We start from the raw sequence: 5,391 nt of genomic DNA on the forward strand, positions 1-5,391 counted from the left end.
GGAGGGCGTTACGGGGCAGGCAGGCAGGCAGGCAGGCAGGCAGGAGGCTTCGGCGCGTCAGAGCGCGAAGACCTCCTCGACCAGGGCCTGCTGCTCGGCGGCGTGCCGCTTGGCCGAGCCGACCGCCGGGGACGAGGCCGCGGTGCGGGCGACCCGGCGCAGTCGGGCGTCGCCGCCGCTGCGGCCGATGACGACCTGGAGGTGGTCGACCAGGTTCATCGCGATGAACGGCCAGGCGCCCTGGTTGGCCGGCTCCTCCTGCGCCCAGACGAACTGGACGTCGTCGCCGTAGCGGGCCAGCTCCTCCTGGAGCTCGGCCACCGGCAGCGGGTAGAGCCGCTCGACCCGGACGATCGCGGTGTCGGTGACGCCGCGCTCGGTGCGGGCCGCCTCCAGGTCGTAGTAGAACTTGCCGGCGGTGATGACCACCTTGCGGACCTGCGCCGGGTCGACGGTGGTGTCGCCGATGACCGGGCGGAACGAGCCGGACAGGAACTCCTCGGTCGCACTCGCCGCGGCCTTCAGGCGCAGCATCGACTTCGGGGTGAAGACGACCAGCGGCTTGTGGTGCGGGTTGTGCGCCTGCCAGCGCAGCAGGTGGAAGTAGTTCGACGGCAGGGTCGGCATGGCGACCGTCATGTTGTTCTGCGCGCACAGCTGGAGGAAGCGCTCCGGGCGGGCGGACGAGTGGTCCGGGCCCTGGCCCTCGTAGCCGTGCGGCAGCAGCAGGGTGACGCCGGAGTGCTGGCCCCACTTCTGCTCGGCGGAGGCGATGTACTCGTCCACCATGGTCTGCGCGCCGTTGACGAAGTCGCCGAACTGCGCCTCCCACATGACCAGCGCGTTCGGGCGGGTCAGCGAGTAGCCGTACTCGAAGCCCATGGCCGCGTACTCCGACAGCAGGCTGTCGTAGACGGTGTAGCGGGCCTGGTCCTCGGTCAGGTACTGCAGCGGGGTGTAGTCCTCGCCGGTCTTGCGGTCGATCAGGACGGCGTGCCGCTGGCCGAAGGTGCCGCGGCGGCTGTCCTGGCCGGCCAGGCGGACCGGGTGGCCCTCCATGAGCAGCGAGCCGATGGCGAGGGTCTCGCCCATCGCCCAGTCGATGGTGTTGTCCTCGACCGAGGCGGCGCGGCGCTGCAGCTGCGGCAGCAGGCGCGGGTGGACGGTCAGCCAGTCCGGCAGGTTGACCTGCGAGGCGGCGATCCGCTTGACCATCTCCTGGGAGATGCCGGTCTGGATGGAGACCGGGAAGTCGGCGACCGGCTTGCCGGCGGTGGTGTCGGCCGGCGCCTGGGCCGCGTCGCGGACCTCGGCGAAGACCTTCTCCAGCTGGCCCTGGAAGTCCTGGAGCGCCTGCTCCGCCTCTTCCATGGTGATGTCGCCGCGACCGATCAGGCCCTCGGTGTACAGCTTGCGCACCGAGCGCTTCTTGTCGATCAGGTCGTACATCAGCGGCTGGGTGAACGACGGGTTGTCGGCCTCGTTGTGACCGCGGCGGCGGTAGCAGATGAGGTCGATCACCACGTCCTTGTGGAACTCCTGGCGGAACTCGAAGGCGAGCCGCGCGACGCGGACCACGGCCTCCGGGTCGTCGCCGTTCACGTGGAAGATCGGGGCCTCGATCATGCGCGCCACGTCGGTGGAGTACATCGAGGAGCGGCTGCTGGCCGGGGCGGCGGTGAAGCCGACCTGGTTGTTCACCACGACGTGCACGGTGCCGCCGGTGCGGTAGCCGCGCAGCTGCGACATGTTCAGGGTCTCCGCGACGACGCCCTGGCCGGCGAAGGCCGCGTCGCCGTGGATCTGGATCGGCAGCACCGGGAAGGTCGTGCCGCCCTGGTCCAGGATGTCCTGCTTGGCGCGGGCGATGCCCTCGACGACCGGGTCCACGGCCTCCAGGTGGGAGGGGTTCGCGGCGAGCGAGACCTTGATGGTCTCGCCGTCCAGGCCGGTGAAGGTGCCCTCGGCGCCCAGGTGGTACTTGACGTCGCCGGAGCCGTGCATCGACTTCGGGTCGAGGTTGCCCTCGAACTCGCCGAAGATCTTGCCGTACGGCTTGCCGACGATGTTGGCCAGCACGTTCAGGCGGCCGCGGTGGGCCATGCCGATGACGGCCTCGTCGAGGCGGTGCTCGGCGGCCGAGTCGATCGTGGCGTCCAGCAGCGGGATGAGCGACTCGCCGCCCTCCAGCGAGAAGCGCTTCTGCCCGACGTACTTGGTCTGCAGGAAGGTCTCGAAGGCCTCGGCCGAGTTCAGCCGGCGGAGGATCCGCAGCTGCTCCTCGCGCTCCGGCTTGGTGTACGGCTTCTCCAGGCGCTCCTGCAGCCACTTGCGCTGCTTCGGGTCCTGGATGTGCATGTACTCGACGCCGACGGTGCGGCAGTAGGTGTTGCGCAGCAGGCCGAGGATGTCGCGGAGCTTCATCATCTTCTGGCCGCCGAAGCCGCCGACCGCGAACTCGCGCTCCAGGTCCCACAGGGTGAGGCCGTGCTGGACGACGTCCAGGTCGGGGTGCTTGCGCTGCTTGTACTCCAGCGGGTCGGTGTCGGCCATCAGGTGGCCGCGCACGCGGTACGCGTGGATCAGCTCCATGACGCGGGCGGTCTTGTTGACCTCGTCGTCGTGGGTGGTGGCGACGTCGGTGGCCCAGCGGACCGGCTCGTACGGGATCCGCAGCGACTCGAAGATCTCGTCGTAGAAGCCGTTCTCGCCGAGCAGCAGGCGGTGGATCTCGCGCAGGAACTCGCCGGACGCCGCGCCCTGGATGACGCGGTGGTCGTAGGTCGAGGTCAGCGTCATGATCTTGGAGACGCCCAGCCGGGACAGGGTCTCCGGGGCGGAGCCCTGGAACTCGGCCGGGTACTCCATGGCGCCGACGCCGACGATGGTGCCCTGGTTCTGCATCAGGCGCGGCACGGAGTGCACGGTGCCGATGCCGCCCGGGTTGGTCAGCGAGACCGTGACGCCGGTGAAGTCGTCCATGGTCAGCTTGTTGGCGCGGGCCCGGCGGACGATGTCCTCGTAGGCCTGCCAGAAGCCGAAGAAGTCGAGCGTCTCGGCCTTCTTGATGGCCGCGACGACCAGCTGGCGGTCGCCGTTCGGCTTGACCAGGTCGATGGCCAGGCCGAGGTTGACGTGCTCCGGCTTGACCAGGAAGGCCTTGCCGTCCTCCACCTTGTAGCTGTAGTTCATGCCCGGGGCGGCCTTGATGGCCTGGACCAGGGCGTAGCCGATCAGGTGGGTGAAGGAGACCTTGCCGCCGCGGGCGCGCTGCAGGTGGTTGTTGATGACGATGCGGTTGTCGATCAACAGCTTCGCCGGCACGGCGCGGACCGAGGTCGCGGTCGGCACCTCCAGCGAGGCGTCCATGTTGGTGGCGACGGCCTTCGCCGGGCCGCGCAGCTGGATCAGCTCGGGGCCGGTGGCGGCGGCGGGCTCGGCCGGCGCCGGGGCGGCGGCCCTGGGGGCGGCGATCGCTATCGCGCCCCGCCATGCCTCGGACGGGTTCGACGTCTCCAGGCCCATCGTCGCCGGCTTCTTCCCCGAGGAGCTCTTCGAGGTGACACTGGCCAAGAGCTTCGACGGACGGCTCGCGGTGCAGAACGTCCAGCCGCTCAGGGCCGCGCGGTAGCCCCGGCGATGCCGCAGGACGAGGCCGCCGAGGGCGCGGACCTGCTCTGCCCCAGCGCCCCGGCCGACGCGGCCGGGTCGGTCCTGATCGGAGTCGTGGCCGGCACACCCGGCGCACCGCGGGTCGCCCCGACCGCGCACGCGATGCCCGTCACCGTCGAGATCACCGCCCTGGCCCGGCCCGCCTCACCCGGCGAGGTCTTCCGCATCGCGGCACCCTGCCGGACCTCGGGCTGCGCCCACTTCAGGAACTCGGCCTGCGGGATCGCCTCCCGCAGCGCCGTCCTGCTGGACGAGGTGGTCGGCGAGCTGCCGCGGTGTCCGATCCGTGCCCGGTGCCGCTGGTTCCACCAGGAAGGGCCCTCGCTCTGCCGCCGCTGCCCGCAGGTCGTCACGGAGCAGTACCGGCCTTCCGCGGAGATGCTGCGGATCGTGAACGAGAGCGATCCGCCGCCCGGCCCGAGCTCCGGCGCTCGAACGAATCCTCGGTACTGATCGACCATGCGTGTGCCGCACGGCTTTCGTGGCGCAGCCGGGCGGAGCCTCGCGGCAGACGCAGGAATTCACTCATCTGCCCCCTTTGCCGCGGCCCGGCCCCGGGAGCTTCTTCTCGAGCTCCGTCCACGTCGACCGGCCGGCCCGCCGCTTCCGCCGCTTTTCGCCGCTTCCGCCGAACGAACGGGAACCGCCGTGACCACCTACGCCACCAAGCCGATGTCGATCGCCGAGCTGCTGACTATCCCAGCGACCGAGCACGACCTGAAGTGGATCAAGGACAGTCTGCAGTCCGCCATCGCCCTGGAGTTGTCGACCCTGCCGCCGTACCTGTGCGGCATGTGGTCCATCAGGAGCGCCGGTACCGACGCCGAGGCGGTGATCAAGAGCGTCGTCCACGACGAGATGTTCCACATGGGGATGGTGTGCAACATGCTGTCGGCGATCGGTGGGACGCCGCACGTCCTCGCCGCCGCGCCGACGTATCCGGGCAAGCTGCCGGGCAATGTGCGGCCGACGGTCGACGTGTACCTCCAGGGGCTGACCCAGGCGTACGTCCGGGAGGTCTTCATGGAGATCGAGATGCCCGAGAACCCGCTCGCTCCCCTGCACGAGGAGTGGGTGACGATCGGCAAGTTCTACGACGCGCTGCGGGACGCTTTCGACAACGTCAGGCCGCCCGTCGGGGAAGGCCATCAGATGGAGGCGCAGATCGGCCGGAACAGGCTGGAGAAGTTCGACTCGGTCGACGGGATCACGCAGGCGATCGAGGTGATCAAGGAGCAGGGGGAGGGCACCAGCCATCTGCCCGACGACCCCACCGCCGGCGGACGGCTGGCCCACTACTACGCCTTCGGCGAGATCTGGAAGGGGCACCGGCTGGTGCCCACCCCCGGCGGCCCCACGCCGTACGACTGGGTCGGGGACCCGGTCCCCTTCCCCGAGACGTTCCCCATGGGCAGGCTGACGGCGGAGCGCTGGCCCGACCCCACGGAGCAGGTGCGGACACTCCTCACTGCCTTCAACGACCAGTACACCGAGATGCTCGACCACCTGGAGACGGCGTGGCGGGACGGGGACAAGTCCGCGCTGAACCAGTCGATCGGTGCGATGTTCGGGCTGGGACCGGCGGCGCAGGACCTGATGGCCGTGCCCCTGCCGGACGACCCCGCCCACGTGTACGGGCCCGAGTTCCTCCTCCGCCCCGACCACCTGAAGCACGGCTGACGCGGTTCGCCCGTCGACGGGACTGGCCGCCCGCCGCCC

3 protein-coding genes are annotated in these 5,391 nt (G+C 70.2%); 2 read left to right on the forward strand and 1 reads right to left on the reverse strand.

The window, feature by feature from the left end; translation table 11 throughout:
• Positions 1 to 57 precede the first annotated feature (57 nt).
• Positions 58 to 3,525, reverse strand: a complete 3,468-nt coding sequence (locus tag ABZW03_RS18290) for a multifunctional oxoglutarate decarboxylase/oxoglutarate dehydrogenase thiamine pyrophosphate-binding subunit/dihydrolipoyllysine-residue succinyltransferase subunit (RefSeq protein WP_355258789.1) — start codon at positions 3,523 to 3,525, stop codon at positions 58 to 60.
• A 114-nt stretch (positions 3,526 to 3,639) separates the two neighbouring features.
• Between ABZW03_RS18290 and ABZW03_RS18295 the strand changes: the two genes are divergently transcribed.
• Both ABZW03_RS18295 and ABZW03_RS18300 read left to right on the forward strand, forming a co-directional pair.
• The gene (locus ABZW03_RS18295) at positions 3,640 to 4,125 is read left to right on the forward strand and encodes a hypothetical protein (protein WP_355258792.1); all 486 of its coding nucleotides are present in this window, start codon (positions 3,640 to 3,642) and stop codon (positions 4,123 to 4,125) included.
• 195 nt (positions 4,126 to 4,320) lie between these two features.
• Entirely contained in the window at positions 4,321 to 5,352 is a 1,032-nt protein-coding gene (locus ABZW03_RS18300) for a ferritin-like protein (protein WP_355258795.1), read from the forward strand.
• Positions 5,353 to 5,391: the final 39 nt, after the last annotated feature.

Origin of the sequence: Kitasatospora sp. NPDC004799, from assembly GCF_040609095.1 — a bacterium.
Lineage (GTDB): Bacteria > Actinomycetota > Actinomycetes > Streptomycetales > Streptomycetaceae > Kitasatospora.